27 protein-coding genes are annotated in these 25,537 nt (G+C 56.9%); 15 read left to right on the forward strand and 12 right to left on the reverse strand.

Translation table 11 applies throughout. The annotated features are described in order from the left end of the window. The first annotated feature begins 6 nt into the window (after positions 1–6). Positions 7–1,302, forward strand: a complete 1,296-nt coding sequence (locus tag ACVINW_RS07010; protein WP_456750619.1) for an amidohydrolase — start codon at positions 7–9, stop codon at positions 1,300–1,302. Positions 1,303–1,419: 117 nt separating this feature from the next. Here ACVINW_RS07010 and ACVINW_RS07015 read toward each other — a convergent pair whose 3' ends face one another. Continuing rightward, the gene (locus ACVINW_RS07015) at positions 1,420–2,037 is read right to left on the reverse strand and encodes an MSMEG_1061 family FMN-dependent PPOX-type flavoprotein (RefSeq protein ID WP_456750620.1); all 618 of its coding nucleotides are present in this window, start codon (positions 2,035–2,037) and stop codon (positions 1,420–1,422) included. 137 nt (positions 2,038–2,174) lie between these two features. On the opposite strand from ACVINW_RS07015, the gene ACVINW_RS07020 reads away from it, so the two are divergent. The 5 genes from ACVINW_RS07020 (at position 2,175) to ACVINW_RS07040 (ending at position 6,210) form a co-directional block, all read left to right on the forward strand. Next, positions 2,175–2,690, forward strand: coding sequence for a DJ-1/PfpI family protein (locus ACVINW_RS07020; RefSeq protein ID WP_456750621.1), 516 nt, complete (start codon positions 2,175–2,177; stop codon positions 2,688–2,690). A gap of 245 nt (positions 2,691–2,935) precedes the next feature. Beyond that, positions 2,936–3,175 (forward strand): helix-turn-helix domain-containing protein, encoded by a 240-nt coding sequence (locus ACVINW_RS07025; RefSeq protein ID WP_456756325.1) that lies wholly within the window; start codon positions 2,936–2,938, stop codon positions 3,173–3,175. 399 nt (positions 3,176–3,574) lie between these two features. Further along, positions 3,575–4,582 (forward strand): GlxA family transcriptional regulator, encoded by a 1,008-nt coding sequence (locus tag ACVINW_RS07030; protein WP_456750622.1) that lies wholly within the window; start codon positions 3,575–3,577, stop codon positions 4,580–4,582. Between the two features lie 102 nt (positions 4,583–4,684). After that, positions 4,685–5,212, forward strand: a complete 528-nt coding sequence (locus tag ACVINW_RS07035; RefSeq protein ID WP_456750623.1) for a tautomerase family protein — start codon at positions 4,685–4,687, stop codon at positions 5,210–5,212. Next, entirely contained in the window at positions 5,209–6,210 is a 1,002-nt protein-coding gene (locus tag ACVINW_RS07040) for a carbon-nitrogen hydrolase family protein (protein WP_456750624.1), read from the forward strand. Before ACVINW_RS07035 ends, ACVINW_RS07040 begins: the two co-directional genes overlap by 4 nt. Positions 6,211–6,743: 533 nt before the next feature. Here ACVINW_RS07040 and ACVINW_RS07045 read toward each other — a convergent pair. After that, positions 6,744–6,923, reverse strand: coding sequence for a GFA family protein (locus ACVINW_RS07045; protein ID WP_456756326.1), 180 nt, complete (start codon positions 6,921–6,923; stop codon positions 6,744–6,746). Between the two features lie 504 nt (positions 6,924–7,427). On the opposite strand from ACVINW_RS07045, the gene ACVINW_RS07050 reads away from it, so the two are divergent. From ACVINW_RS07050 to ACVINW_RS07060, 3 genes are all read left to right on the forward strand, one after another. Continuing rightward, positions 7,428–8,867 carry an MFS transporter gene (locus ACVINW_RS07050; protein WP_456750625.1) on the forward strand — a complete coding sequence of 480 codons (1,440 nt, stop codon included), beginning with the start codon at positions 7,428–7,430 and terminating at the stop codon, positions 8,865–8,867. Between the two features lie 459 nt (positions 8,868–9,326). Then, positions 9,327–9,515: a DUF2934 domain-containing protein gene (locus ACVINW_RS07055; protein WP_456750626.1), complete on the forward strand. Its 189-nt coding sequence runs from the start codon at positions 9,327–9,329 to the stop codon at positions 9,513–9,515. 112 nt (positions 9,516–9,627) lie between these two features. After that, positions 9,628–9,840, forward strand: coding sequence for a nuclear transport factor 2 family protein (locus ACVINW_RS07060; protein ID WP_456750627.1), 213 nt, complete (start codon positions 9,628–9,630; stop codon positions 9,838–9,840). A gap of 110 nt (positions 9,841–9,950) precedes the next feature. Here ACVINW_RS07060 and ACVINW_RS07065 read toward each other — a convergent pair whose 3' ends face one another. Beyond that, a complete protein-coding gene (locus tag ACVINW_RS07065) occupies positions 9,951–10,103 on the reverse strand; it encodes a hypothetical protein (RefSeq protein WP_456750628.1) in 153 nt (50 codons plus the stop codon). Positions 10,104–10,967: 864 nt separating this feature from the next. Between ACVINW_RS07065 and ACVINW_RS07070 the strand changes: the two genes are divergently transcribed. Next, positions 10,968–11,312 (forward strand): DUF1236 domain-containing protein, encoded by a 345-nt coding sequence (locus ACVINW_RS07070; RefSeq protein ID WP_456750629.1) that lies wholly within the window; start codon positions 10,968–10,970, stop codon positions 11,310–11,312. Positions 11,313–11,589: 277 nt separating this feature from the next. Here ACVINW_RS07070 and ACVINW_RS07075 read toward each other — a convergent pair whose 3' ends face one another. Continuing rightward, positions 11,590–12,171, reverse strand: coding sequence for a bifunctional transcriptional activator/DNA repair enzyme AdaA (locus ACVINW_RS07075; protein WP_456750630.1), 582 nt, complete (start codon positions 12,169–12,171; stop codon positions 11,590–11,592). A gap of 688 nt (positions 12,172–12,859) precedes the next feature. Here ACVINW_RS07075 and ACVINW_RS07080 point away from each other — a divergent pair. From ACVINW_RS07080 to ACVINW_RS07095, 4 genes are all read left to right on the forward strand, one after another. Further along, positions 12,860–13,249: a PRC-barrel domain-containing protein gene (locus tag ACVINW_RS07080; protein ID WP_456750631.1), complete on the forward strand. Its 390-nt coding sequence runs from the start codon at positions 12,860–12,862 to the stop codon at positions 13,247–13,249. Positions 13,250–13,491: 242 nt separating this feature from the next. Next, positions 13,492–14,679: a PGN_0703 family putative restriction endonuclease gene (locus ACVINW_RS07085; RefSeq protein ID WP_456750632.1), complete on the forward strand. Its 1,188-nt coding sequence runs from the start codon at positions 13,492–13,494 to the stop codon at positions 14,677–14,679. After that, positions 14,666–15,007, forward strand: a complete 342-nt coding sequence (locus tag ACVINW_RS07090; protein ID WP_456750633.1) for a DUF2958 domain-containing protein — start codon at positions 14,666–14,668, stop codon at positions 15,005–15,007. The genes ACVINW_RS07085 and ACVINW_RS07090 overlap by 14 nt, the downstream gene beginning before the upstream one ends. Positions 15,008–15,563: 556 nt before the next feature. Then, positions 15,564–16,136: a hypothetical protein gene (locus ACVINW_RS07095; RefSeq protein WP_456750634.1), complete on the forward strand. Its 573-nt coding sequence runs from the start codon at positions 15,564–15,566 to the stop codon at positions 16,134–16,136. A gap of 1,476 nt (positions 16,137–17,612) precedes the next feature. On the opposite strand, the gene ACVINW_RS07100 is transcribed toward ACVINW_RS07095, so the two are convergent. The 6 genes from ACVINW_RS07100 to ACVINW_RS07125 all read right to left on the reverse strand — a co-directional run bounded on the left by ACVINW_RS07100 (position 17,613) and on the right by ACVINW_RS07125 (position 23,768). Next, the gene (locus ACVINW_RS07100) at positions 17,613–18,671 is read right to left on the reverse strand and encodes a hypothetical protein (RefSeq protein WP_456750635.1); all 1,059 of its coding nucleotides are present in this window, start codon (positions 18,669–18,671) and stop codon (positions 17,613–17,615) included. A 50-nt stretch (positions 18,672–18,721) separates the two neighbouring features. Beyond that, positions 18,722–19,717 carry a hypothetical protein gene (locus ACVINW_RS07105; RefSeq protein ID WP_456750636.1) on the reverse strand — a complete coding sequence of 332 codons (996 nt, stop codon included), beginning with the start codon at positions 19,715–19,717 and terminating at the stop codon, positions 18,722–18,724. 158 nt (positions 19,718–19,875) lie between these two features. Continuing rightward, positions 19,876–22,026 carry a DNA polymerase III subunit gene (locus ACVINW_RS07110; protein ID WP_456750637.1) on the reverse strand — a complete coding sequence of 717 codons (2,151 nt, stop codon included), beginning with the start codon at positions 22,024–22,026 and terminating at the stop codon, positions 19,876–19,878. A gap of 79 nt (positions 22,027–22,105) precedes the next feature. Further along, entirely contained in the window at positions 22,106–22,717 is a 612-nt protein-coding gene (locus ACVINW_RS07115; RefSeq protein ID WP_456750638.1) for a hypothetical protein, read from the reverse strand. Beyond that, complete coding sequence (locus ACVINW_RS07120; RefSeq protein ID WP_456750639.1) at positions 22,714–23,037, reverse strand: hypothetical protein; 324 nt, start codon at positions 23,035–23,037, stop codon at positions 22,714–22,716. Before ACVINW_RS07120 ends, ACVINW_RS07115 begins: the two co-directional genes overlap by 4 nt. A gap of 107 nt (positions 23,038–23,144) precedes the next feature. Then, positions 23,145–23,768, reverse strand: coding sequence for a hypothetical protein (locus ACVINW_RS07125; protein ID WP_456750640.1), 624 nt, complete (start codon positions 23,766–23,768; stop codon positions 23,145–23,147). A 559-nt stretch (positions 23,769–24,327) separates the two neighbouring features. Here ACVINW_RS07125 and ACVINW_RS07130 point away from each other — a divergent pair. Next, positions 24,328–24,567, forward strand: coding sequence for a hypothetical protein (locus ACVINW_RS07130; RefSeq protein ID WP_456750641.1), 240 nt, complete (start codon positions 24,328–24,330; stop codon positions 24,565–24,567). 367 nt (positions 24,568–24,934) lie between these two features. Here ACVINW_RS07130 and ACVINW_RS07135 read toward each other — a convergent pair whose 3' ends face one another. Both ACVINW_RS07135 and ACVINW_RS07140 read right to left on the reverse strand, forming a co-directional pair. Beyond that, positions 24,935–25,156, reverse strand: a complete 222-nt coding sequence (locus ACVINW_RS07135) for a DUF4865 family protein (protein ID WP_456756327.1) — start codon at positions 25,154–25,156, stop codon at positions 24,935–24,937. Then, positions 25,153–25,512, reverse strand: a complete 360-nt coding sequence (locus tag ACVINW_RS07140; protein WP_456750642.1) for a DUF4865 family protein — start codon at positions 25,510–25,512, stop codon at positions 25,153–25,155. Before ACVINW_RS07140 ends, ACVINW_RS07135 begins: the two co-directional genes overlap by 4 nt. Between the last annotated feature and the right edge of the window lie 25 nt (positions 25,513–25,537).

Raw genomic sequence — 25,537 nt, forward strand, 5'->3', positions numbered from 1 at the left:
GCAAGCTTGGTAGCCGCGTTAGTGACGACCACGGCGGCGTCTGCCGAGTCAGGCCAGCGTAACGACGCTGAGCTCGCAAGCGCGGCGGCGCAGATGTACCCTTCGCTCGAGGCTCTGTACAAGGACATCCATGCCCATCCTGAAATTGCCTATCAGGAGGAGCGGACCGCCTCAATCCTAGCAAAGGAGATGCGGGCGCTAGGATTTGAAGTCACAGAAAGGGTCGGCGGTACTGGTTTAGTCGCGCTGTACAAAAATGGCGACGGTCCCGTTGCCCTCGTCCGCACCGAGCTCGACGCGCTCCCGCTCGAGGAGAAGACAGGCCTGCCGTACGCAAGTCATGCCAAAGCTCCCTGGAACAATGGTGAGACCGCTGTTGCGCATGCCTGTGGCCACGACATTCACATGGCAAGCTGGATCGGCGCTGCTCGCGCTATGCTCGCGATGAAGGATCGCTGGAACGGAACCCTGATGTTCGTCGCTCAGCCGGCGGAAGAGGTTCTTTCAGGAGCAAAGAAGATGCTCTCCGACGACGTTTACAAGCGCTTTCCAAAGCCTAATTTCGCGTTCGCGATGCACACGTCGCCCGCAGCCGAAGGGCTCGTTCTGTACCGATCCGGAGCCATAACCTCAAATTCGGACGCTCTCGAAATTACTTTCAAGGGGCGGGGCGGTCACGGTGCGGGGCCCGATAAGACGATCGACCCGATCTCAATTGCTGCACATTTCATCTCTGATGTTCAAACCGTGGTTAGCCGGGAGAAGGATCCAGCCGAATTCGGCGTCGCCACCATTGGTGCCATTCAGGGAGGCACTGTGGGCAACGTTATTCCCGACACCGTCGTGCTCCGCGGAACGATCCGTTCGTTCAAGCAAGGGGTCCGCGAAAAGCTGATCGCTGGGGTTCGCAGGATGGCTTCTGCCGCTGCGGCCATGAGCGGAGCTCCCGAGCCGATCGTCGAAGTGACGCCTGGTGGGGTCGCCATCGTCAACGATGCAAAGCTGGTCGATCAAACGGTTGCCGGCTTCAGACGGGCGTTTGGCGACGACCGGGTGGCCGAAATGGCGGCTGTCCCTGCCAGCGATGACTTTTCCGAATTCATGATCAACGGCGACGTGCCGGGCATGATGTTCTATGTCGGTGTTACGTCCAAGGAGGTCATCGCCGCTTCGCTGAAGCCCGGTGGCAAACCCGTTCCTGCTAACCACTCTCCCTTCTTTGCGCCGGTACCGGAACCTGCGATCAAGACGGGCGTCGAGGCGACAACGATCGCGCTACTCAGCGTGCTTGCGAGCAAGTAGATCGCTCGTGAGCCCCATGCCACATAGAAATGCGCGCACGCGATACAGACACTGACGCGATTGCCTTTTTACGCAGAGACGCTCGAGCTTTTGCCGCACACAATCCGAAATACGCCACTATCGGTAAAGGTTTTGATAGGCCGCATCTATTCGGGAATCAGCCTCCTCAGCAGTGAGGCCAGTTGAGCCTGCTTGATCAGCGATCATTCGGCCGAGTGTTGGCAACTGATCGCGCGGGATCCGATATTCGTCCGACCAAAGACGCGACCGCATAACCGCTCGCGTGCAGTGAAGGAAAACTTCGTTTACGGACACAACGATGGCGAGCTTCGGAGCACTAGCGTTTACCGACATCGACTGAAGCAGACCTTCTGACCGCGTGACGCGCGCCGTTCCATTGATGCGCCGCATATCGCCAATTCCCGGGATGAGAAAAAGCAAACCGATATCGGGCTTCGCAAGCAGATTCTCAATTGTGTCTAGCCGATTGTTACCAGGACGATCTGGAATCGCGATACGATGCTCGTCAAGCACCCTGACGAAGCCAGGAGCATCGCCGCGCGGGCTCACGTCCATACCGCGCACAGGATGAGCGGAGCCAATGAACACTAGCGGCGACAGACCGATGAATTTCCTAGAATGCGCATCGATCCAATTGATTTGCTTTTGCAGCACCATTGCAGATGGATTTCTATAGAACGACCTTAGCTCGGAAACGTCGGCCAAGTAGCTCATCTCATCTATCATGCTGTTTTTCTCTCTAATTAATTTCTCGCCGACTCGCGAACTCTCAAGGCTTGCGGAGCTGAGTCAACCAGGTGAAGCCTCAAGCTAATCGATGACATTTACAATTGGCACGGATGACGATTATCATGCAGATCATGCCATCTTCATCCAAAACGCCTAGACCGCGCCGAGCTTGGCCAGCGAGCAAGCTCGTCGCTGTACTGGCTTATGATGGTGTGAATGCGTTCGAACTTGGTATTGCTACCGAAGTTTTCGGACTTACGGATATGGCAAAGGGCTGGTACCGCCTCCTGGTCTGCGCCGAACGACCGGGAAGGCCGCTTGCCACCACGGGTGGCATCAAGCTTGTGGCTGAGGCTGGGTTCCAGTCCTTGCGAAACGCTGGCACCATCATAGTTACAGGATGGCAGAACATCGACGCTACGCCCTCTCCCAGCTTACTAAGAGAACTCCGTCGTGCGCATGCAAGCGGCTCTCGTATCGTATCGATCTGTTCTGGCGTGTTTATTCTGGCCGCAGCCGGATTGCTCGACGGGCGGCGGGTTGCAGTACATTGGGCACACGCCGACATGTTGGCGCGCAAGTATCCGGTGCTCCGCGTAGTACAGATGTACTGTATGTCGATGATACTGATATTCTGACTTCAGCAGGACGCGCAGCGGGATTGGATCTCTGCGTTCATATTGTTCGGAAGGACTTCGGAGCGAACATCGCTAACGAAGCTGCCCGGCGGCTAATAATCGCTGCGCATCGTGAAGGCGGTCAATCGCAATTCATAAACTCCCGGGTTTGGATTGAAGGAAATCCCTTCACCGGATTGCGCACGTGGATCCGAGAAAATCTCGATCGGGAATTAACGATTACCGAGCTGGCCGCTCGAACCGGGATGAGCCGGCGCACCTTCATTCGCAGGTTCCAAAAGGCTTCAGATACTTCTCCCGGCGAGTGGGTGCTGCAAGAGCGCATGGCGCGTGCCTGTAGTCTATTGGAGGCCACTACGAAGTCAGTGGAAGAAGTGGCAACCTCCATCGGTTTTGGCTCTGCGGACACCCTCCGTCGCCACTTTCGCGCCCGGCTAGATACAACTCCAATCCGTTACCGAATAGGATTTCGCAGAACCAAGTGAGTAGACCTGGGCGGACGGCTACCGCTGGGCGGACAATACGGCGATATCGCAGCGCGGATCGGCAGGAATGCTTAGGAGAATTAGGTGGCAAGCGTCTAGCGGTAGTAAGCGCCATCGAGACATTACGCACATCGCCGATCAACTTTGCCGCGACCTTTCCTCCGCCGCCTGGCCAGCGCAGACCTAGATCGGAAGTGATGATACATCTGGCGCTGCAGGGCCAGATGTATCCCCTATCGCGGCTATAGGTTCGCAGCCTTTCCTTAGTTTTGGGGATTCTCCCCGACTGCAAATGCCTGCCTTGTTGCTCCGTTCGAGCAATCGCGCCAACGACTCCTTGCATGGCTTCGCAGTACTATGGCAATATCGCCACACTGAGGACGTTTTCGGACATCGCGTATGCCGCGCATTCACATCTGGGTTTATGACGACATACTGGCTTCTGGTGTAGCAGGCGCAATTGATGTCTTCACCGCAGCTAACGTGGTAGCGACCCAACGAAATGCCTTTAAGAGCAGCGGGCCACGACTGCAGTGGCGTGTCGAGTCGCTCGATGGAAAAGCGGTCCAGACGGCCTCCGGTCAGTCGGTTGGCGTAGATGGTCCGATTAACCCCCGCGCGGTCGTGGATGCCATTATCGTACCCGGTCCATTCATCGCCAACATCGACAGCTTTTTCGAGCGGCTGGACCGTGCCAAGCCGTTATTTGCCGCACTTCGCCGCCAACACCAACGTGGCGCCCTGCTCGCTTCCTATTGCACCGGCAGCTTCGTGCTCGCCGAGGCCGGTCTGCTCGATGGTGGGATCGCGACCACGCATTGGGCCAAAGCAGGCGCGTTTGCGAAACGCTATCCTGGAGTCGACCTGCGGATCTCCGAAATCTTAACCGAAGAGAACCGCGTCATCTGCTCCGGCGCCGTCACCACTTCACTTAATCTCGCGCTACGACTGGTGGAGAAATTTGTCGGCGCGGAGGTCGCATCGGAAACCGCCAGAATGATGCTGATCGACCACACGCGCGAATCCCAGCTGTCTTATGCCAGCCTCACCGCGGCTGAACACTCTGATGCGCTGGTGGCGCGAGCTCAACGTTTCATGGAAAAATCCTTGCGCAACGGTTTTAGCCTCGCCGATTTGGCAGCGCACTTGTCGGTGAGCGAACGGACATTAAATCGGCGCTTCAAGCTTGCGGTTGGCGAGGCGCCGCTGCATTACCTGCAGTTGCTACGGGTTCAAGTGGCAAAAGGCTTGCTTGAAAAGGGCCTCAACGTGGACACGGTTGGCGTGCGCGTCGGTTATGGTGACATTTCGACTTTTCGACGCCTGTTCAAGCGCGAGACCGGAATATCGCCGCGAGATTATCAGCGCCGCTTCGCACGCCGGCCGGATCGTGACGCGGCAGCCTAAGCCTCGATGTCCGAAATGCCTCGTAAGATGGCGATAATGCCACTGGTCGGCGCGATCGCACGATGGTTACACCTCTCTATGAACCAAACCGTGAGGTAAAGCATGCCGATGATCGATGTCACTATTCCAGAGGGCGCTTTGAAGCCGGAAGCCGAGGCTCAGCTGATTAAAGAGCTCGGCGATATCTTGATCGGGCACGAGGGATTTGATCCCGCCAACCAGGTCGCGCAGAGCGTCACGGTGGTGTTCCTGCATCGACCCGCTGCGATCTACGTTGCTGGCAAGAAATCGGCAGCCCCGCGCTACCGCATCGTGCCGTCGGTGCCGGAGGGACAGTATACTGAGGCATCGCGAAAGGCATTGGTGAAGGATGTGACTGATGCCGTTGTACGCGCGTCTGGCGGAAGCTTCGAAGAGGTCGCCGGACAGATCTGGGTGTTTCCGACCGAGGTGCCAGACGGTCAGTGGGGCAGTCGCGGTGTGATCCGACCGTTACCGGATATACAGGCCTTCATTGCCGGAGAGCAGGAGCGGAAAATTGGCGAGGAACGGCTGGCGCGCCGGCGTCGAGTCAAGGCGCTCGAACTGCTCCAAGGCGCGCTCGATGCCGCCCGGAATGGCGTTGAATGAGCGGGGCGCCGATCATGACTGGAGGTGTAACCTTTCGCTTGGCGGCGATCCAAGCTGCTGCCGTACCGTTTGACCGCGAAGCCTCGACGGAAAGGGCCTGTCGCTTGATCCGCGAGGCCGGTGAGAGAGGCGCGACCATTGCCGCGTTCGGCGAGACCTGGCTGCCTGGCTATCCGTTCTTCTGCCATGCGCCCACCTCGCCGCTGACCTTTCGCGCCATGGCTGAGTATATCGACCAGGCAGTGGAGATACCGAGCCGGACCACGAATCGCCTCTGCGAGGCAGCTGAAGGCGCGGGTATCGACGTGGTGATTGGTATTGCCGAGCGCGATGCTATCAGCAAGTCATCGGTCTACTGCACGTTACTCTTCATCGGCCGGGAGGGGGCTATCCTTGGCCGTCACCGTAAAATCAAGCCAACCTTCAATGAACGTTCGCTCTGGGCTGACGGCGACGCGACGGGCTTGCGGATCTACGAACGGCCTTATGGCCGGATCAGCGGGCTGAACTGTTGGGAGCATAACGCGATGCTCCCTGGCTACGCACTGGCGGCCCAAGGCACCCAGATCCACATTGCGGCGTGGCCCGGGCGCGAACCGGCGGCGGCTCCCATGTCGCCGATGCCGTTATGGCCTCGGCAGCTCCTCCTTTCGCGAGCGTTTGCCTCGCAAGCTGCCTGTTACGTAATTGCGGTGGGTGGCATGCGCTCGCATGCGCAAACACCGGAGCAGTTCCGCGAACTGTCGACGGTCGAGTATCCCGGCGACAGCTTTATCATTGATCCGCGCGGAGAGATCATTGCAGGGCCGGCACAGGGTGAGACGATCTTGATCGCGGAAGGGTCAAGGGAGGCGGTGCTGGCAGCCAAGGCATTGTCGGATATCGGAGGGCATTACTCACGGCCTGACCTTTTGCGCTTGATCGTCGATCGCAATCCAGCCGAAAGGGTGGTCGATTGCGGCATTGCTGGCCGCGTTCAGCCCGAGATGTGGGAGTAAGCCTAAAACAACCTCTCGTAACGAACCGTGGGCTACCGACCGTATTCTGGCTTTCGTCTCGCGGCGACAAAAAAGCCAAGATAAATGCCGGGTATGAGCTCGGCTAGGTTGGATCGCAGAATGCCAAGTATACCGCTTAGTGTCGGTCGATCGAAGCGCAGCTAACTATAAGGCCGCTTCAGAGCTACAGCCTCTATTGTGATTGCTAACCGCGGCACGTTTTAGAGCACCAAACTTTACCGTACAGTGTATCGATCTGTAGCCTAACGTCCGGTTCGATGGGTAAGCGCTGAATCATTTTGGTAGACGTGCAAGATGCAGCACAAAAACCTTGCGGTCCTCGTAATCTGTCATGACCACCACGCCCATACCGGCGCTTCTGCCAAATAAGTCGGGCCATCAGTTCGTGGTCTATTCCGATGCGTGTTCTGGCGTGGCCGGTGCTCTACACGAGCGAACGTTTGCGTCCATAAATGATGTGGTTCGACGACTACATCCCCGACCTGATTTTATTCTCTTTCCAGGCGACGAGATCATTGGTCTAACAGCCGACCCTGGATCCATCGAAATGCATCTCGCGCGACAGGCATTACGCTCGAAAACGCTGACCCGTGGGTCTTTCGGCAAGTCCTACAATGGCAATGAACGAACGAACCAGGGGCTGAATCGACTTCGTAAGCCACAGCTTGGCACAGGCAACTTCCGGTTAGCATGATTTCCTCCACTCGGGATCTCGTGCGGAAAGCACGATAAGGCGCTTGAGTTGAGCAGGCTTCATTAATCTACCAACGGCGCAAAAATGAGCTTGCTCATTGCCGCCTGCTACCGCTGATCGCTCACTATATTTTATTGCCACCAACCCGCCTACGCCGGCCACCACTTCCTACTTCCTGCCCCCTTCCCATTAGGCCGAGATACAGAGGCCGGCTCAGGAACTTCGACAAGCGCTAGGGCTGGAGCATTACGATCGCTGTATCACAAGCCTCCCGCCGTACCGGGTACGGTCGAGATTCATCTCGACGACCAAAGCCCTTCTATCGGAAAGGCATGAGATCAGCGCCAATGTTGGCGCCAGCCCGCGAGAACAGATAGCCATCCCATAAGCGACTTCAGTGCCCCCGTCCGACGCATGAGAGTGCGCGGAACTAAGTTGGGCCGGTATCATTGAGAGCTGATCTATTCGACAAGCCACGGCTTGCGCATCTGGATGTCTTCCCATGATTGGCACGCAGCGTCAGGCGGAGATTCAGAGCGATATTCCATTTCGGCTCGACCGGCTGCCCTGGAGCCGGTTTCATCTGCTCGTCGTCTTCGGTCTTGGAATCACCTGGATTCTAGATGGTCTCGAAGTCACGATCGTCGGCTCTCTCGGCCCTGCGCTGCAAAGCAAAGAGACTCTAAGCCTATCCAGCACTGACCTCGGATCGATAGCCTCCTTCTATGTTATCGGTGCCGTCGCCGGCGCCCTGGTCTTTGGCTGGATCACCGATCGCTTCGGCCGACGATTGGTGTTTTACGTGACATTGCTCATCTACCTCGGCGGTGTACTGCTTAGCGCCTTCGCTTGGGATTTCTGGAGCTTCGCGTTCTTCAGGATGATTACTGGGCTCGGTATTGGAGGCGAATACGCCGCCGTTAACTCGGCTATCGACGAGCTCATTCCAGCCAAGTATCGCGGTCGCGTCGACCTTATCGTCAATGGCAGCTTTTGGCTCGGCGCCGCCTTCGGCGCGCTCGCGGCGCCTAGACTATTGGATACAGACGTTTTCCCGCCGAACATCGGTTGGCGGCTTGGCTTCGGCATCGGCGCCGCGCTCGGAACCGCGATCCTGCTGCTTCGGCGCTTTGTCCCCGAGAGCCCGCGCTGGCTTGTGACCCATTGTCGGGGCGGGGAGGCGGAGAGGATCGTCAAGGACATCGAGGCCAGGGTCGCAAAGGAAGACGGCGTCACGCTTTCGCTGGTGGATCAGCGAATAAGGGTCCACCCACGACGCTCCTATGGGCTCGGTCTCGTGTTCGCAGCGATGCTTGGCAAGTACCGAGAACGAAGCTTGCTCGCCTTAGCGCTGATGGTGGCTCAGTCCTTCCTTTACAACGCGGTCTTCTTCACATTCGGCCTCATCCTAGCCCACTTCTATCACGTGCCGGACCAGCAGATCGGCTATTACGTATTGCCGCTAGCCGTCGGCAACTTCTGCGGACCACTGCTTCTTGGAACGTGGTTCGACACGATAGGTCGAAAGAAGATGATCGCTGGCACGTTCGCTTTGAGCGGTATACTCCTGGGTGTCACTGCAGCCCTATTTGGATATGGCGTCCTGACGCCTATTACTCAAACCGTAGCCTGGGTCGCCATCTTCTTCTTTGCGTCGGCTGCCGCGAGCTCGGCCTATCTGACGGCGAGCGAGATCTTTCCGCTCGAGACCCGCGCCCTGGCGATTGCGTGTTTCTATGCTCTGGGTACAGCGATCGGCGGAAGCGTCGCTCCGGCCCTTTTCGGATGGCTGATTGAATCGGGATCCAGCTGGCGTGTCTCCGCCGGCTACACGATGGCCGCGCTGCTGCTGCTGCTCGCCGCCCTTGCCGAGCTGAAATACGGCGTCGATGCCGAAGGGAAGTCTCTCGAAAGCATCGCGGATCCACTGTCCTCGAGCTGAAACAGTGGCGCCATCGCCATGTAACGCTACGTTTGGGAGCCAACACCGCCGAGCGCGCACGGTGTCACGCCTTGAGCATGGCCGGCTCGTTTGACCGCTAACATGTGTTAATTTCCGGCAGATGGCGGCGAACTTCTGGAGTTCGCGATTACCCACTATTCCGGCTCGCCGTGCCACGAAACCCCTGGCTTTGGCGACGCCTTTCCAGTTCACCAGGCAGCAGCCCTCCACGCCAGAGGAAATACAACACGTCCTGAACCCTTGGAAGCACTGCTCGCGATCGCATCATGCGAAGCTGTCGATCGAGCCAAAGGCACCGTCGGATTTAGCAAATCTACCTGCACGGCTTCGCATCGTGGTTCGTTGCAGCACGACTTTTTGCAAAGACATCGCGTTTGGCGTTGCATTGGAACCCATTGTTAGTCATCGCGTTTCCGATCATGTTCAACGAGGAAGAGCATGATGACAAATCCTACAGACGATGATGTCCGCCAACGCGCACATGAGCTTTGGGAATTGGCAGGTCGGCCCGAAGGTCGCGAGCAGGAGTTTTGGTACGAGGCTGAGCGCGAGCTAAAAAGCAAGACCTCATCGTCAAGAGACCCCTCGATCAACGCCGACGAGAAATCGGACACTTTCATCGAGTAAGGCCCGGCTGGAGCCGCGTTGAGCTGGCCCAAGCACCTGTCGATAAGCCTTCATGCTGTGTTCATGTCGCGGGCCCCATACCGCAGCTGAAAACGGCAAGTAGGTAAGGAATATGTCCTTTGACCCGATGGCTGCGGCGGTTGATTGGCTCGACGCTTACCGCGCGTGCGACGTTGAAACCATCCTCCGCATGTATGCGGATGATGCCGTTATTAATTGTCACTGTGGCGGGTCGAAGACGATAGCCGGTCGGGAGGCGCTCCGCGCCTATTGGATCGACCGGCTCAAGCGATGCAGAGCGTTCGAACTCGACAATCTCGAGTAAATTCGGCAAGAGGTCACAATCTCGTACTTTACGAGCGACGGCCTAGTACATGCAGCTTTGTCGTTCAACGCGTTGGGACAAATAATAACGCTCAATTGTGAACCTATCGCCTAGCTGATTTTCTCATCGGCAGGAGGGGGATCCATCGAGCGAAGGGTATCCAGTAGCTCAGCTTCTAATTCGCGAATGTGCTTGGCCGTCTGGCCATCCACATAATCCTTCGCGAGTTCACGGCAGCGCGCAAGCTTCCGTTCAATCGCCATTTTATTTCGATCCACGTCCATTATTCTTAGACGCTGCAGCAGCGAGATTGTTCAGCTACATCCGTTCTAATCAGCGCTAATCGCGTAGCACTACACGACTCTGACAAAACGCTCGGAAGGATTGGTGCTCATAGAATGGCAACCCTGCGACTTGGGCGGGTTGCCTGATGATGAAGCCTGCAGAACGACGGCCCCAGCGTGGGGAAGCATGCTGGGGCCGCGCTTCCTATGCTGTCCATCCGCCGCTTGCCACTAACAGGCGGACCCTGGGTCTAAAACATTTCCTTAATGAAAGAGCCACCTGCCCAGTAGCCGGATCATTCCATCCGCGATCGGGCCCCACATTTACCTACGTGAATCACTAACCCTTACTTGCCACTTCTGCCCGATCTTCGAAGCGAACTCGGCCTTGGGCTTGTTCAAAGCCATAACCGCAGGCCATGGAACCCTCGAATGAGCCGCATCCTTGACTTGCCTCAGATAGCGACAGGGTTCGGCTCAAATCTGCGAACCAACGAACTGTCTTTCCAAAGCTCTACGACCGATCCTTTAGATAGCAGTTCTGCCCGGCCGATGACCTCATCTTCACTTTCGCAAATAAGATCGATCCGGGACTGAATTCGATCATCCACGTCTATTACATAGATGCGATAGGGCTGAAATATCATCGAATCCCTCTTCGAGACTAACATGGCCGCGCCCGTAGGAGTTTGAGTGGCGCTCGGCCATGGTTGCCACTTTTTCCCGACGCTGGGAAGGGCCTGCGATTTCCATGTCGCTCCACGACGAAGCGCCTTCTCAGGAACGTTGCGCTCACCAGACAGTTCTCGAGGGGCTCGCATTGAGCTGACGAGGAGAACCTTTATGAAAAAGCTGCTGCTGACATCTGCGATCCTGTTGTCGTCGACAGGCGCGTTTGCCCAGACGACCGTCACCACCACGGCAACAGGCACCGGTCACACCGCAGCCGTTCAAATTGAACCAGAATACCGCACGCGCATCCATGGCTACGTCACCGAACACAAGATCCGTCCCGTAGAAACCCGCGAGAAGATCATTGTGGGCGCAACCGTTCCGCGCGATGTGGAGCTTGAGGCAGTGCCGACCGAGTGGGGACCGTCTCTCACGAAGTATCGCTATGTCTATTCAGGTGAGCGCGTGATGCTGGTTGATCCAAGCACCCGCACGGTCGTCCAAGAAGTCGAGTGACGCCGCTGATGGCGGGCCGCCCTATCGGCGGCCCGCCATCCACATTGTCTAACATCGAAAGAAGCGGCGGATGGTGGACTCACGCAAAGAGGCGCGTATCGTTGGCCTTAGCATCGCGACGATTTATGCAATCTGCATAGCATTTGCCGCGATGGGGATGACCTGATTGATTCCAGACACTAAGTTCGTAGTTCAGAGTTGAAAAAGAACCGCATAATTATCGAGGCTTTGTCTCGCGGAAAACGGCGGTTCGCATGACTAGGGCTAAGCGTTTGACTTACTTCCATTTGGGCGTCGACCTTCGCTTCCCCCTCCTAATCTTACTCGGTTGTCGCTTATAGACTTCGGCGAATACGGCATTAAATCGTCTGAGGCTGCCGAAGCCGGCGCGAAATGCGATTTCAGACAGCGGCAGGTCCGTCTCGTCAATGAGCCGCTTAGCCCGTTGCACGCGTACGGTCTTGGCAACCTCAGTCGGGCGCGCTCCAACATGCTTCTGAAACAGTCGGCTCAGATGCCGGGAGCCGACCCCCAGCCGCGCAGCGAGCTTCCCCACGCTGTCCTTATCAATCGCGCCCTCATGGATCAGCCTCATTGCGCGGTCGACCGTCGTCCGTGATCCTCTCCATGCAGGGGAGAATGGCACTGTTTCCGGTCGGCATCTAAGGCAGGGCCGATAGCCGGCGACCTCTGCAGCCGCGGCCGAAGGAAAGAACTCGACGTTGCATTCGCGTGCAAGCCGCACGGGGCATACCGGCCGGCAGTACACGCCCGTCGTGCGCACGCACGTGAAGAAATGACCGTCATAGGCCCTGTTTCGGCTGACGCGAGCCTGCTCACACTCAACTGGATCCAACATATCAAGCCCGGAGGACGGAGTCCGTTTCTGGCGAGCGCGTTCGATTCAACAGGCGTACTTGTGAAGCGCGAAAACGCAGCCAACTCAGCAGAAGAACCTTATGTTCGTCCCCTTTCAGGTCGACCCATCCTGGTACGAGAAATACTGGTTGCGTGAGCGAGCATCGAACCGAACGGCTTCTCGCCGACGACGTTTTGTCCGACGGCTTTGTCGAGCCTTCCTGCCGACTCGAGAGCGCTTGCTGCGCGCTGCACATGCAATGAAAGTGGCCAAACATCGGTTTGCTAAAATCCTGTCAGCTGCACTAAGGGTACGCCATCGCGGTGCCTGTCGATAATAGTGATACACGGAGCAGCGGATTGTCGCTGGATAGATCGCGGGTAAGCTACGCCCAACTCGACGTGGGATGCTTCGACCACGACCGAAGCATCTACCAGCGATACCTTACGTGCCTAGATTGGAAATCTATCCGTTCTGGGACCAGACCATCAGCGATCGCCACGCGCATACTAAACTCACCGGTCCGGATACTTTTAACAGCTTGTGTCGCCGCGAAGTCGAACCGAAGCTTCCATCCTGGCACGACGGAAAGCGGGCTTTGCTGAAGCGACGATCCTTTTTAGGAACAACTAGCGTAGCTGGCCGTTCTTTGAGCCCGTTCAAAAGGGGTTTGTTGGAGAGAAGAGAAATGAAGCTCACGACTATTCTAATGGCGTCCGCGATTATCGTATCCAGCTCGGCGGCCTTTGCCGCGGAAACGATGACTGCCGCGCCATCTGAAAGCTGGACGGTGACAAACTATTATAAGCAGAATGTTTACGATCCCAAGGAAGCGAAGATTGGCACGATCGATGACGTGCTGGTGGATAAGGCAGGTAAGGTGACCGGGCTCGTCGTTGGAGTCGGTGGATTTCTGGGTGCTGGCGAGAAGGATGTCATTGTCCCGTTCACTGCGGTCAAAACCCAGAAGAAGGACGACAAGTGGTGGCTCACGCTAGACGCAACGAAGGACGGTTTGAAAGAAGCTCCAGGTTTCAAGTACGATAAGGCCAGCACAACTTGGGTACCCGAGAAGTAACAACCGACAATACGAAGCTATATCGTTTCGGATCATCGGCTGCCTAAAGGGAGGAAAGCTCCAGGCGACGCCTGGAGCTTTTTTACGTCGCTCAAGCTAAACTCTGGCCAATCGTGATCGACGACTGTCTTCGCGGTCGTCCAAAATGCCCCCTCGGTCGGCTCACGCTGGTCCGATCAATTTCCTCTTAGGCTCGTCGAATCTCTTGAGCGCTCTACCGCGCTAACAACAGAGAGACGACCTTGAATACATTAGCAACATCCAATCCCCCACCACTCCCCGCGGACATCAAGTTTGTCCAATTGGCCAGAACCCCACTCGTCCCGGAACGGGTGCTTAAAAGCTATGGCGCTTATTGCGCAATCGACACTCGGTTTCGTGCGGCCGCTCGCTTACTTCAATGCCTCTGGTTAAGGGACAATAGCATCCCGACGGCATTGTCCACCGACAGTACGAGCCCTTTCGATTCCTTCGGCTCAATCCTCAGCGCCGAAGCTGCTCATGCGGGTAAGAACTTCCTCAATGAAGACATTCATCGCCTGGCGCTTCAAGAATGGCTCCTCTGCGAAGACGACGCAGCGATCGACGACGAGCGCCTTTTCGGTAACGGGCTAAGCTCGATGCCGCTGGTGTTCAATCTCTTTGGACCGCTATCGCTGAATCGAGAACTGGCAACGGCGGTCTTCCGTGCATTGCTCCCTGACTTCGTTCAGGACGTCGACGGCATCATGTACGAGCATTCGCCCGGACGCCGAAAGGACCGTTTCTTGTCCGACAGAACCGCCTTCGATCTCGCGATTCACGTTACAACAACGGACGGCGATCCGGCGATTATCTACGTTGAAACGAAATTTTCCGAGAGCATGGAGGGACCAGCCGCAAGGATGCGTGACCGCTACAACGATGCTTCCCAGCAGGTCCGGCTCTATCGTGACTCCGACGCTCCCATTCTACGCTCCTTGGCACTTGAGCAATTGTGGAGGGAACACATGCTTGCACAATTGGCTGTCGAGAACAGGGTCACGCCCCGCGCTGTCTTCATGGCAATCGGCCCGCGTCTCAATCGCCGCGTCCAGGCGGCTTTCCGGGTCTATCAATCGGAACTGCTTCATGTCGACTACCTTGACTCCGATCGCGTAACCTTTGTTGCTCTGACATTGGAGAGCGTCATTGAGGCGATCGCGGCGGCCGGCGATGTCGACCACGCACGCGCTCTTTGGGCGCGCTACTGTGACTTCGACCGTGTCTATCAACTGTCTCTACAGGAATTCTCCAGACGGAGACAACGGCGACCTCGGTCGGAATACCGGCGCTTCCTCCCAATCGCCGGACGCCGGCCTCGACGAGTGCGCGGTCAAGCAGAGCTTCTCCAAGCATCGCGCGACGTTCTAGTGCGACGCGACGGGAGGCCGTCTAATGCCCAAGCATGAACTTCTAACGGTCGAAGATCGAGTTCGGCTCCTAGTCAATGCGCTCACGGAACAACGGGATCATCCACCGGTCGTGAAGCTATTTTCACCTGATGGCGCGGCTACGTGGCTGATCAGCGAGGTTGACCCGGACGACCCAGACCGTCTTTTCGGGCTCTGTGATCTTGGTCTCGGCTTTCCTGAGCTAGGCTACGTTTCGTTGGCCGAAATCTCTTCGGTTAAGGGCCGGCTTGGTCTTTCGGTCGAGCGGGATCTGCACTTCGCCGCGGACAAGCCAATGTCCGCGTATGCGGAAGAGGCGCGCGCCAACGGACGCATCGTCACCTAATCCATCAGAAACCTTCATACAAAGCGCTAGAGGAGCTCTTTCTGGGCTCCTCTATCCCTTGGAACTGAGACATGAAAAAGCCGGGCTGCACACACCAATGGGACGATGAAGCGGCCTGTCAGCCAGCATTTGTCAACCAATACGAATGCGAGCACTGTGGCGAGGTTTGGCAGGATCAATGGTCCTGTGGGTGCGACGATGAATGCCCTCGCTGCCACGCTGACATAAGCCCAATCACCTCCGCGAGGATCGCTCCCTGTGCCTGTGTCTATCTCGGCAAATAGGACCTGGCGAGCCCATCAATAGCTCGAGGCGCGAATCGAAACACAATTCAAAGGTCTTTCGAACGTTCGCAGCGACACGGCAGCCTAGGTCGTCGGCCGCCGCGGCTAGGAATGATCAAAGTACAGCTGGAACAATAGAAACGGGCATTCCATTGGATAACACCGAAATCAATAGACCCCGAACGTGGAATGGCAACGCACTCACCGGTGATTGGTTGGTGACCGTAAAGATTGATGGCGTCCGCGCAGTTTGGCACCAGGAGCATGGATGGTTGAGCCGAGCCAACAAGCCGCTCTACAATATTCCACCATGGCGAGAAGGTCACCCCCGTGACTGCGAAGTTTTCGTCGGCACCTTCCAAGACACGATCAAAGCCACCCGGACTAAATTTCTCAAGTTAGGCACCCCTCCTGTTTGTCCTCAGCACCTGTACGGCCTTGAACCGCTAGACCCGCGTCTGGATTGGGGCATGCTGAGTGACCCCACTCCCACCGAAATCCTCGCTCAGCGCGGACGCGCTAACGAGCTTGGCTATGAGGGCCTGGTGCTGCGTCAGCGCGATCGCTGGATTAAGGTCAAGCCGGAAGAAACACACGACGTGGCTATTACTGGGTACGGTGAAGGGCGCGGCAAGCATCTCGGGCGTCTTGGTTTCGTCACCACCGCCAAAGGTACCGTGGGCGCCGGCTTTAGTGATGCCGAGCGCGAATGCTTGTGGGCTGAAGCTAAAGCTGAACGATTGGTCGGACAAGTTATTGAGGTGAGGGCTATGCAGTTTACGCCGAACGGCCAGTTTCGCCACCCCTTCTTTGTCCGCATGCGCCCCGACAGGCTGGCACCTTGAAAGGTTCGATCTACCGCGTCAATTGCAAGACCTACCCAAGCTCGCTGAGGATTCCGCCCGCAATCGTTTTGGTACGTTGCATCAGCTAAAGTCAGTGGCGGGCGTACTAGGAAATGGGTGCCGAGCTCAACGCTCGGCGTAAAGCTGACAACAACAAATCGCTACGACCATTGCGCAAAAATCAATGACAAAATCTGCAGCTTTACTGACCATATTATTTACCCCCCTACGCCGCTGGCCTACCCCACCTTCCCTGCCTTCCCTGCCTTCCCTGCCTTCTCCTCCTTCACCCTCCAGTTCCATCAGATTGCCGCTCGGCCAACGGAGGGTAATGCTTAATTCAAAATTGCCGGCCTACTCAGTGGCGATTCCCGTTTGGCGGAGTTATCTTGCCACCATGGCACATGGAATTTGCAAGATCACGAACGGCTGGGGCAACCAAGACAGCGCTTGGGTGCGATATGGCGACGGGACCAAGCTGGAGGTTCCTGAGGATAAATATCGCGAGGCCGGCCATACCCCTCCATTCGAGCAGTTGCCGGAGTGCAAGGGCGAGCAAGATACCTAACAGCCCCTGATTCCATCGCGACCCGCGGGATTGAGAGCGCGCCCGCGATGTCCCCAAATCAGTTCATCTCAAGTCGTGCTGGAGCACCAGACCTCACCGAAACACTCCCGCATCGAGATGCCAGGTCGCTAGTTTTTCGGCGTATGTCGCTAGTTCTTCCGACTTCATGCAATCCTAGAGCGGAATGAGCGAAGAAGCCGTTGCTGTCCAAGCCCAAAGACGCGCTCTGCCAATCGGCTACCTGCTGGCCCGCTTTGACGGCCTCGACAGCTTCATCAATGGCGACGGCCTTGATTGCGGCACTGACCACCGGGTCGCCGTCCCTCGTCCCGATTTGTCGATAGCATCAATCATGTGGAGATGGAGCCAGGACGCTCTTACCTGGCCGCGCTGTATTTCTTGAGACCAGGCTGATCGGCTATATGCGCTGGCCGCAACATTGGCCTTCGATCACCCTGTTTCTGGACTGCCCGGCACATGGCACATCGCGGACGTTGTGATCGAAGGCCTATTTGGTCGATGACCTTTTGCTGTAACGCGAGGACGAGAGAGCGAGGCAACGCTTACATCGAGAAGAAGGCCAAGGGAGATTGTAATTAGCCGAGCTTGCGGCAATCCTCACAACGCGGCCTATTACCCGTGCCTGACTTTCGGTGCTGAGGCTTAATCTGCTTTCCGGTCTGGCAGTTGTCATGGTCATGATAGACGTTGCGGTGAGACGGCGGATATTCCGGCGAATCGGTGTGATATGCAGGCACCTTGGACATTAATTTCTCCGATATCCTTTGCTTGAAAGGAGGCGGATATTCACCTGGAGCTGAAATTCCAATTACCTTTGGAGTATACTTGCTCAGCCTCCCGGCCTCCCTCGCGCTTGACCGCGGACAGGATCCAGAAAGACAACGGGCTTAGGACTGTTCGAGGCGTTCGTAGGCCCGCCGGAACGCAACTTCCCACGGCGTGTCCGGACGAACGCTGCGCCAGAACTCGCCCGCCGTCTCGAGGAGGTCCGCGATAGTAACGGACCGCGTCAAAGCGGCCTGCTCCATATCCTTTCGAGCTTGGGCCCAATCACGCTCGGGCACCACCGCCAGTGCCGGGTTGGTCGCGGTCCTCTCCTGGCCGAATGCGTCCCGCAGCTCGAGTTCCAGAAGCAAGGCCTGCATGCGTTGGACGCGAATCGGTCCATTGCACCCCGAGCCTTCGAAGCCCTTCATGGCCTCGCCGTACTGCCTCCTCACCACTCCTCGCCAGCAGCGCAAGATCGGTGGCCCCCAATCCAACTCGAGTTCTGTCACCACTGCGGAGAGCGTAACGACAGACACGCCGCCTAGCCTCGCCAAGACCATCGCCGCCCTTCCGTAGGCACCTCCGGAAGACCTTGCGATGATGTCCAGCGCGTCGGGTTCATATGCAAGCTGATGTCGCCTGCAACTATCAGCTAAATGCTCGGCTATGTCCGCTAGATCCATCCTTCGCAACCGGAAGACGTCGCAACGTGACCGCAGCGCGCCCGAGAATGAGTGATCATCGTCAACCAGAAAGATGAAGACCGTCCTGGTCTCCCTCTCGAGCGTCTTCAAAGCGGCGTCGGCTGCCGAGGCCATCAGCAGCTCCGCACGCTCAATCAACACGATACGGACGGCGGCGGTGTTCAACGTGCTATCGCGTTCAACCAAGGTCCGGATGGTTTCCTCGTCACCCTGGTTTGCGGCATCAATTTGCACGTAAGCCCAGCTGCTACCCCGCCGGACGCCCTTGCATTCATTACAAGCCTGGCAAGGGGATCCATCCGGACCAGGCCCCTCGCAGATTATGGCTTGTGCATAGAGTTCGGCGATCGTCTTCTTACCACTGCTAGTTGGACCAATAAGGGTTAAGTGGCGACCATGGCTCGTCCTCGCCAACAGGCGCTTTCTCAACGCCTCAACCAGCGGATCCTGTCCAACCACGGCGGAAAAATCCATCGGGCGGCCGAATCCCAATACCGCTTCCGTTTCACCGCACATTGCCGATTTCACGCGACCGCAACATTTCGATTGACCCAGCCGAAGCGCGCGGCCAGGTCCGCGGGCAGCCCGGACATTCGTTCCTTCAGCGCGGACTGCAGCTTCGCTCTGGTTTGATCGAGCGAGCTGGTCGCGGCGTCTCGTTCAGCCAGCAGCCAACGCGCAACAGTTTGCCAGCTCGCTTCGTTGCCGAACCAATTCGCACTCTCACGAGCAGCGCTATGATACATTTGGCAGAGATTTTCAAAGGCAACCATAAAGTTACTTCCTAAAAGCGTCTCCTCGGCTTCGAGCAACAGGATGCTCCAAGCCAGGTAAGGCAAGACAGCCAAATTGCCCTCCCTGTTGCGCTTATATCGTTGGTCTCGTCCCACCACGATGCCTGCTGACGCACGACATAAGCGCGCAAGCAATTCAGAAGGGCTGCTGCCCGACTGGAGCGCGCGGTCGGCGAACTGGATAAGCGGCTGCAACGTACCCGCGCAGCAATGATCCAAGAATTGATTCAACATCTCAGAGAGCACCTGTCGTTCGCGATGCTCAATGTCGCGCCGGTCCCGCAAAGGCGCGCCGCTCTGCACTTCAATCAGAATAATTCGCTCGATCTCCATCGCGAGCGCACGCGGCGACGTCCATCTCCTGGTTTGGACGAATGACTTCACGCGAGCCAAAAACTGGTCGTCTTCTCCGAAATGCTCAACGCCAGCCAAGTCGCTTCGTCTCAATAGCGACCGGGTCGTCGACCGATAATTGCTGGTCGTGATTCGCGGCTCTTCAATTAAGCCTAGCTGCTCTTTGGCGTGAGCCCACTCCTCTGTTCCGAGCAAGCCGCTTCCATCAGAGACTGTGAGCAGCACATGATTGCTGCAGCCGCCGTGAGCGATATCGATGAGGCTTTGCTTGAGGTCCCCGTGACTAAAGTCCGACGCATCGCATATGAAGAACATCTCGCCCAGCCAAGACGGAGCCTGCAACTGTCCCCACAAAGTGGCGCCGGTGGACACTCGCGTAGGTTCCCAACCCGCCCGCATGGCAAATGCCGCGAAGTGGGCTGCGACGGCCGGCCGGAGCAAACCGGAATTCTTCCTGTACACGTATAGAGAATGCCCCCTTGGAGCGATTTCTCGCTCCAAGAATTCGATATCGCTAACATAGTTTGCAATCACGATCCGTGCTCCCAGAGGCGCCAAGGCCGATCCCGCGTGTATTTGTCCGGCCAAGTGCTCTTCAACTCGCTCAGCTCAACGTCCAAAGCTGCCCGTTTATCAGGAGCATCGTCCGTAGGTTCGTATCGGCCCACCACCTCAGCTACGGCCTTTTCTCGAAGTTCTTTATGCCCTTGACGGCTCAGATGCTCATCCAACTCCCAGCCATCGTACAGCCTATCCCAGGCTTCATCGTCAAATGCCGAGAGGGCCTCAAGCCTCAGCTCGTTCTCGGCTTTCCTAATGCCAGCCGCTTTCAAGGAATCCGAGATTGGCATCCGGGTCCGCTGTCCGATGTCACCTGCTACGCGCTGAAATTCGGATTCAATGCCGAGGCGCTCCGCCCAGGGCTCGCGCGGATTAAGACCGCCGCACAGCCAACGCACACAGCCCCAATGTCCCTCTAGTTTGGAGCCTGGCGAGATGAACTCAACCCGAATAGCGGCGCTCTCCGGCGTCCCACCTGAGGTACCGCGCGCCCATCTCTCCGACCAACGAGCGAAGCGGGCGTCGTTCGGCACGTGAGCGACCAAGCGCCCACAGAATCCTTCCACCTCGTTTGCCTCTTGGACGCAGATACGATGGCCGCTGCCGGTCCAGGCCTTCAGGCGGCTATCCAGAGACTTGCTGAAAGTCGCAAAGTGCTCGGCCGCTTCGTCCTGCGTCTTACATCCGAAAGCCGCATGACGGATGCTGATGCGCGCATTGAACCGGATGCCGTACTCTTGCACCACAAAGGAAGACGCCCGGATCAGCTGCGCGACGTTCTCCATGCTGAGGTACTTTGGATCCCGCTTAAGCTTGGGAATCCGCACGAGACGCGTTTCCTGCCCCCCCGACGATGCGCGTCTGCTCCGATTGACGTACCGTGCGCCATTTTGCGGAATTCGGTCAGGCGCTACTGATCGCCTAGGTGCGGCTTCCGAACGCCCTGCGACGCGTTGGAATGCGATAATGTGAGCATTGAGGGCCTCGTCGCTGATTGCTGACGTCACGATCGGCAAGGCTGCCATCATGTCTTCCCAGAATTGGCTTAGGTCGACCGACGGCAATCGCTGCCGAAATGCAGCGACAATGGGAGTGCGCTCCGCCGTTCGGATTGATGCAATCAGCGGGTCGATCGTGACTTTCAATGCACAAAGCTCGTTATAGTAAAGGCTCAGAAGGAAACTCTGTATCAGGCGTGTTTTCAGCTGAACCGGTTCATTCCATTCGAAGAATGCCCCCGTTTGGCGAGCAAAATTTCCCTCTCCCAGAGCCAAGAAGTATTTGCAGAGGTGCTCCATGCGGCTCACACCGAACATGTCGATGACGCGGTCGCGGGTAACTTCCAACCTCCCGCCGAGACCGCCATCACTGACCTGATCCAAAGCTTGCAGCATGTTCCGCGGCTGCCCCTCACCAAAGCTGGCAATTAGTGCGAGGGCCTCCGTTTCAAATGGAATACCTTCTTGCTGCCCGATCTCGGCAAGGAACCGGATGCTCTGTTCGATCGGGAGAGGTCGGAGGCGCAATGGCACGAGACGAGACTTCAGCGCATCCGAAAGCTCCGCAGGAACGGTCGTAGCAAAGCAAAATGAAGTTTGATGTGGAGGCTCCTCGACCTGCTTAAGCAAGAAATCGGAGCTGCCGCGGTAGGTCGGATTACCAAGACTGTGCGCCTCGTCGATGAAGATTACTCGGCGAGTTCCTGGCCTTCTTTCCAAGCCGAGCAGCCGCGCAATTTCGGTCTGCAATTGCTCGAGGCTTCGAAGGCAAGGTGAATCGATCTCGGCGAACCTGGTTTCGTCGCCGGCCTCGATTGCACGACACGATTCGCAGTCATGGCACGGCGAGGCATTTTGCGGGGAGCGTAGCTCGCAATTTAGGGCCTTCGCGTAGATGCGAGCGAGGGTCGTTTTTCCCGAACCGATGCTGCCGTGGAGCAGCACGTTGCGGCAAACAGGGCCCCGCAATATCAAGCCGGAGAGATAAGAAACAGCAGTTTCTTGCCCTTTCACATCGTCGAAATTCTTTGGCCGATAACGATGGACCAGTGACCCATTTGTACGCGACCCTTGACGAGGGCTGTCGGTAACAGCGGATAATTCATTGCGATTCGTCGACATAACCTGTCCTGGCGACCTTACGCTTGGACGCGCCTAAAAATGTAAAGTGGTCGGCTCGCTGCAGCCGACCACCTTATGTTCAATCCTTAAAGGCCGCGAACAAGTCGCCCGCCGAGGCGTTTCCCGTACAGACCCTTTTCTGATGGCTGTGCCATTTCAGACCGGACACCTTTAATGTCGATCTGGATCGACGGACCGCTCTGCGGCGCTTCGCTTTCTCGGGCGGACGCAGGTTGGCTTGGGCCAACAGTCCGACAACGCCGGCGTCTTGCACCGACAAGATTGCCTCCTTGTGGGACTCATCAATGCCGTAAAAGCGCGTTGCCAGAATGACATAGGCCCTGCGCTCATCGTTCTCGATGCTCATGATCCACTCAACTGACGGGTTAATCACCTCCGCCAGGGCTATCTCGTCCGGTTCGGGGATGACCGGCGGCGTCGAGAGGCCAACCAGCTCGCGGCCGTGGCCGAGATAACAAGCCTCGGCGATGCCTTCATATCTCAGAAGCTCTCCAAAAGGGTGCACTTGACGAATCAGATCTCGGACGGCGATCGGATCGGCGTAATTGATCTCGTTAAGCGCTGGAGTCGGAGCCACGGTAGTAGCGCCGTCGCAAGGATATTCGCCGCTCGGCATCTCTACCGAGGAGACCTCGACTGGAAGGCTGCTCTTACGACCCAAATCGCTCACCGCTCGCTCCGATAGAATGGATTGGTCTTCATCTGCACCTGGGGACTGATCGATCGAGAGCGATATGGTTCGGCAGGCAAAGAAGGAAGTACCGATCTCCACGGATTCTGCTCGTGCAGCAGCTCGTCAGCCGGCACAATCATCGCGCTGAGTCGCCTGGAATGCATGCCAGGCCCAGTAGCGGCCGAAGCAACGACATCCGCATAAGCCGGATCGTGCATCAAGCCGAAATCGATAATATGCCATGCGCGTTCATCGCGGTCGTCGATCGTTAACAGCCAGGACCTCAGATCGAGGTCACACGAAGAATGATCGGGCATTTGGTTTTTCCTTCGAAGGCGGCGTCGGCATTGGTGGGCCTAAGTTCTTGCACCCGACGTCCCAACCCGTGTTATTGCCTCAAAGGAATAGCGAGTGCCGCAGGAAATTAGCGAGATATGGGGCTAACTTCCAATTTCTGGTGCCGCCGCGAGCTCGCATTAGCGAGCACCTCATCCCTGAGTACCTTACATGCGCGCGCAAGATGCTGCTCCACTTCCTCGGTGGACAGAATGATCCCCCAGTTTTCCAAAGACTGTCGTGCTCTGTCTAACTCCTGTTGGGACACGGCAGGTTTGCGTGCGGGGTCCACAGCCCGGCAGGATTGCGCGAAGAATGCCATCATGAATTGTCGTCGTTGCAAACGGCGAGCGACGCGGTCGGCGTCCTCCGGCGCCACCGCAAAGTTGTCATAGATTGTCTTGTAACTTGGAGCCGTGCCCAGCGCGGAACTCATGCGTCGCTCAATGTGACGAGCGGCCACCGTTGGAATCTTCGCATTTTTTGGCTCCAGCTCTCGTCCAACTGACTTACGATTATAAAAATGCACCATCAAGGCGTGGACGACTTCAAAATCTGTAGACCTAGAAGCCGCTTTAACCACTTCGTCGACAACTTCGGCGAATTCATTCCAAGCCTCTCTGACAAGATCATCCGTTGGAGGAAGCTCAAATAAGACGTTCTCTGTTGAAGAGCCAAATGGCTCATCGGATTTCTTCACCTGCTTTTGCATAAGTCGCGCCGGCTCATTTCTGAATAGCAGACCGCTTCAGCGCCGCCCCCTCTGTCAATTCTCTTTGCACTTGACCGTTCAACCTCTTCGTTTCGGTTCGGATATTCGATTACCCATCCAACTTTGTCGTATCGACAATATTTCGACGATTTGCTGCCACGGCCGCAAGGGAGGAATCCTTCGATGGCCAACACTGGAGCTCAGCGAATCGATCTCCTAACTATTTGTTTCTGTGATGCGCCATTCAACAAAGCAAGTGGATGCCGCATCGGGAAGTCAAGTGCTCAGGCCACCTTAGTACACCCCTTGGTATATCGAAAATGCTGTACGCCTGACGTAGCGTCCTGAACCCGCGAAGCGATGCAAACGCAACGTTGATCGCCACCGGCCATTCGACTCATCTTGACAATCTTGGATCGAGACGAGCCAGTGCTGCTTCGTAACATCGCCAAGGTCGCTTACGACACAGTCTCCTCTCTTCACAACTACACGCTACGTCGCTTGGTTTCGCTGGTAAGCGATCCAGGCCCTACTTTAGTTTAGAAAGTTCAAGGTTCAGATGTCCAACTATTCACCCCATGACCTCCTTAAAAAGCTTCAAGAGCTGCATCCGAACGCGAGCCCAGCCGAGCTTAAGGAGCTAATGTTGGATGAAATGCAACGATCTCCCGAGACGCTTGGGAAGGCTCTGTTTGATGACGTATTCGATGCTTTCGTGAATGAAACGGGCCATCGACCTCGCGACGTCGAAGACACGATGGATAGCCTTCTTTCGTGGCTCAAGAAGCCAATCAACTAATTGGGGTGCAGGAGCTCGCTGCCAAGACGCTATGAGTGATGGCAAGCGTCGCAGGTGACTTCCCTCCAACTCAGAGCGTCCCGTTTTTCGAGGGTGCCTTTGATGACACGAAGTTAATATCGAACGCACGTCGCCGAAGAATGCTTTAAGGCTTTGTGCGATCCTTCCCAGGGCAGCGACGAGGGGTACCGGCACGTGAGGGACTCGGAAGCGTGTCTCGGAACCTAATGACTTGCAATGTACGAAGCTCAAAGAGCCCCGTGAGGGGCTCTTTTCTTAGCGCTTTGAGGATGGGCACTAGCGAATCATTTCGGGCGCGAGAATCCCACACGACGAGTGTGCACCCATACCGGTCCGACACGACAGCTCATTGCAAAGTCGCTTGTGGTAATGTAGCGAGCAGCGGACCCGACAGATGGGCGACCTGGTAGGCGACGCCGCGCGTGCTTGCATCGGGTTCTGTCTCGGATATGTGCACGCGCACGAATTTCCAGTTGCGTGGATCGAGACCTGCGATAGCTGAGATGACGTCCGGCCGTGTTGCTCGTTCCCTCACAAGCTCTATCTCTGTTGCGAAGGCGGCTGTCAGGAGTCGAGCGGAATGGCGATGTCATCTCTGTAGAGGAAGCGAGGTTCGCGGGCTTTGCCGCGGAATGCGTCGAGCGCGAAGAACGTCTCGATCTCCGCTCGTCCAATAACATCTGTGACGGTCTTATAACCGCCGCGCACCAACCAGTCGCGGAAAGCCGCGTCCTGTTGCCAGAGATAGAGAGAGGAAAAGTTGTTCGCGATGGCGCCGAAGCGTCCAGCTTCCCGCAAGAGAAAAGCCTTGAAGTAAAGCTCAGGAACTTTGTCCCAAACGGTCCCGCGTTCTTGCAACCATCGTCGGAGAGCTCCCAAATCCTGATCTGCTGGCAGGCGACTAGCGTAATGGACGACAATCATGTCGCGGTTTCCCTGGCTGAAGACC

The sequence above is a fragment of the Bradyrhizobium sp. USDA 4461 genome, from assembly GCF_054055655.1.

What these genes read in the sequence shown, in the direction of transcription:
- ACVINW_RS07015 (WP_456750620.1), bottom strand. Translation starts at nt 2,037, where the DNA reads ATGAGCTACTTGGCCGACGTTTCCGAGCTAAGGTCGTTCTATAGAAAT.
- ACVINW_RS07020 (WP_456750621.1), top strand. Translation starts at nt 2,175, where the DNA reads ATGCAGATCATGCCATCTTCATCCAAAACGCCTAGACCGCGCCGAGCT.
- ACVINW_RS07025 (WP_456756325.1), top strand. Translation starts at nt 2,936, where the DNA reads ATGAGCCGGCGCACCTTCATTCGCAGGTTCCAAAAGGCTTCAGATACT.
- ACVINW_RS07030 (WP_456750622.1), top strand. Translation starts at nt 3,575, where the DNA reads ATGCCGCGCATTCACATCTGGGTTTATGACGACATACTGGCTTCTGGT.
- ACVINW_RS07035 (WP_456750623.1), top strand. Translation starts at nt 4,685, where the DNA reads ATGCCGATGATCGATGTCACTATTCCAGAGGGCGCTTTGAAGCCGGAA.
- ACVINW_RS07040 (WP_456750624.1), top strand. Translation starts at nt 5,209, where the DNA reads ATGAGCGGGGCGCCGATCATGACTGGAGGTGTAACCTTTCGCTTGGCG.
- ACVINW_RS07045 (WP_456756326.1), bottom strand. Translation starts at nt 6,923, where the DNA reads ATGCTAACCGGAAGTTGCCTGTGCCAAGCTGTGGCTTACGAAGTCGAT.
- ACVINW_RS07050 (WP_456750625.1), top strand. Translation starts at nt 7,428, where the DNA reads ATGATTGGCACGCAGCGTCAGGCGGAGATTCAGAGCGATATTCCATTT.
- ACVINW_RS07055 (WP_456750626.1), top strand. Translation starts at nt 9,327, where the DNA reads ATGATGACAAATCCTACAGACGATGATGTCCGCCAACGCGCACATGAG.
- ACVINW_RS07060 (WP_456750627.1), top strand. Translation starts at nt 9,628, where the DNA reads ATGTCCTTTGACCCGATGGCTGCGGCGGTTGATTGGCTCGACGCTTAC.
- ACVINW_RS07065 (WP_456750628.1), bottom strand. Translation starts at nt 10,103, where the DNA reads ATGGCGATTGAACGGAAGCTTGCGCGCTGCCGTGAACTCGCGAAGGAT.
- ACVINW_RS07070 (WP_456750629.1), top strand. Translation starts at nt 10,968, where the DNA reads ATGAAAAAGCTGCTGCTGACATCTGCGATCCTGTTGTCGTCGACAGGC.
- ACVINW_RS07075 (WP_456750630.1), bottom strand. Translation starts at nt 12,171, where the DNA reads ATGTTGGATCCAGTTGAGTGTGAGCAGGCTCGCGTCAGCCGAAACAGG.
- ACVINW_RS07080 (WP_456750631.1), top strand. Translation starts at nt 12,860, where the DNA reads ATGAAGCTCACGACTATTCTAATGGCGTCCGCGATTATCGTATCCAGC.
- ACVINW_RS07090 (WP_456750633.1), top strand. Translation starts at nt 14,666, where the DNA reads ATGCCCAAGCATGAACTTCTAACGGTCGAAGATCGAGTTCGGCTCCTA.
- ACVINW_RS07100 (WP_456750635.1), bottom strand. Translation starts at nt 18,671, where the DNA reads ATGGATTTTTCCGCCGTGGTTGGACAGGATCCGCTGGTTGAGGCGTTG.
- ACVINW_RS07110 (WP_456750637.1), bottom strand. Translation starts at nt 22,026, where the DNA reads ATGTCGACGAATCGCAATGAATTATCCGCTGTTACCGACAGCCCTCGT.
- ACVINW_RS07120 (WP_456750639.1), bottom strand. Translation starts at nt 23,037, where the DNA reads ATGCCCGATCATTCTTCGTGTGACCTCGATCTGAGGTCCTGGCTGTTA.
- ACVINW_RS07125 (WP_456750640.1), bottom strand. Translation starts at nt 23,768, where the DNA reads ATGCAAAAGCAGGTGAAGAAATCCGATGAGCCATTTGGCTCTTCAACA.
- ACVINW_RS07130 (WP_456750641.1), top strand. Translation starts at nt 24,328, where the DNA reads ATGTCCAACTATTCACCCCATGACCTCCTTAAAAAGCTTCAAGAGCTG.
- ACVINW_RS07140 (WP_456750642.1), bottom strand. Translation starts at nt 25,512, where the DNA reads ATGATTGTCGTCCATTACGCTAGTCGCCTGCCAGCAGATCAGGATTTG.